The sequence below is a fragment of the Streptomyces mutabilis genome (assembly GCF_014649815.1).
GTDB classification, from domain to species: domain Bacteria; phylum Actinomycetota; class Actinomycetes; order Streptomycetales; family Streptomycetaceae; genus Streptomyces; species Streptomyces mutabilis.
Genome location: NZ_BMTT01000067.1, coordinates 1 through 1,947, shown reverse-complemented (window position 1 = coordinate 1,947; position 1,947 = coordinate 1). Strand labels below are relative to the sequence as shown.

Sequence of the window (1,947 nt, the reverse complement as noted above, 5' to 3'; positions counted from 1 at the left end):
TCTGTCTATTACTCGCTTCTTTCCTTTCGGTAAGTCGCCAGTAATTTAATCTTAAACAAGCTGACTTCATTGTTTCGTCTCTCTGACAAAACACTTTCGGTGTTGTCAGGTTAAGCCTCACGGTTCATTAGTACTGGTTAGCTCAACGTATCGCTACGCTTACACACCCAGCCTATCAACGTCTTAGTCTTAAACGTTCCTTTAGGTCGCTTAAAGCGACAGGGAAGACTCATCTCGAGGCAAGTTTCCCGCTTAGATGCTTTCAGCGGTTATCTCTTCCGCACTTAGCTACCGGGCAATGCCATTGGCATGACAACCCGAACACCAGTGGTGCGTTCACTCCGGTCCTCTCGTACTAGGAGCAACCCCTCTCAATCTTCCAACGCCCACGGCAGATAGGGACCGAACTGTCTCACGACGTTCTAAACCCAGCTCGCGTACCACTTTAAATGGCGAACAGCCATACCCTTGGGACCTACTTCAGCCCCAGGATGTGATGAGCCGACATCGAGGTGCCAAACACCGCCGTCGATATGAACTCTTGGGCGGTATCAGCCTGTTATCCCCGGAGTACCTTTTATCCGTTGAGCGATGGCCCTTCCATTCAGAACCACCGGATCACTAAGACCTACTTTCGTACCTGCTCGAGCCGTCACTCTCGCAGTCAAGCTGGCTTATGCCTTTGCACTAACCGCATGATGTCCGACCATGCTTAGCCAACCTTCGTGCTCCTCCGTTACTCTTTAGGAGGAGACCGCCCCAGTCAAACTACCCACCAGACACGGTCCCCGACCCAGTTTATGGGCCTAGGTTAGAACATCAAACGTTAAAGGGTGGTATTTCAAGGTTGGCTCCATGCAGACTGGCGTCCACACTTCAAAGCCTCCCACCTATCCTACACATCAAGGCTCAATGTTCAGTGTCAAGCTATAGTAAAGGTTCACGGGGTCTTTCCGTCTTGCCGCGGGTACACTGCATCTTCACAGCGAGTTCAATTTCACTGAGTCTCGGGTGGAGACAGCCTGGCCATCATTACGCCATTCGTGCAGGTCGGAACTTACCCGACAAGGAATTTCGCTACCTTAGGACCGTTATAGTTACGGCCGCCGTTTACTGGGGCTTCGATTCGTAGCTTCGCAGAAGCTAACCACTCCTCTTAACCTTCCAGCACCGGGCAGGCGTCAGCCCCTATACATCACCTTACGGTTTAGCAGAGACCTGTGTTTTTGATAAACAGTCGCTTGGGCCTATTCACTGCGGCTCTTCTGGGCGTGAACCCTAAAGAGCACCCCTTCTCCCGAAGTTACGGGGTCATTTTGCCGAGTTCCTTAACGAGAGTTCGCTCGCTCACCTTAGAATTCTCATCTTGACTACCTGTGTCGGTTTGCGGTACGGGCACCTGTTATCTATCTAGAGGCTTTTCTCGGCAGTGTGAAATCAACGACTCGAGGAAACAATTTCCTCTCCCCATCACAGCTCAGCCTTATGAGTGCCGGATTTGCCTAACACTCAGCCTTACTGCTTGGACGTGCACTCCAACAGCACGCTTCGCCTATCCTACTGCGTCCCCCCATCGATTAAAACGATACTAGGTGGTACAGGAATATCAACCTGTTATCCATCGCCTACGCCTGTCGGCCTCAGCTTAGGACCCGACTAACCCAGAGCGGACGAGCCTTCCTCTGGAAACCTTAGTCAATCGGTGGACGGGATTCTCACCCGTCTTTCGCTACTCACACCGGCATTCTCACTTCTAAGCGCTCCACATGTCCTTGCGATCATGCTTCGACGCCCTTAGAACGCTCTCCTACCATTGTCCAAAGGACAATCCACAGCTTCGGTAATATGTTTAGCCCCGGTACATTTTCGGCGCAGTGTCACTCGACTAGTGAGCTATTACGCACTCTTTAAATGATGGCTGCTTCTAAGCCAACATCCTAGTTGTCT

General features: G+C 51.4%; 1 rRNA gene. It reads right to left on the bottom strand.

What is annotated here, in order from left to right:
• Positions 1-106: 106 nt before the first annotated feature.
• Positions 107-1,947, bottom strand: a 23S ribosomal RNA gene (locus tag IE142_RS39555); the annotation flags it as partial.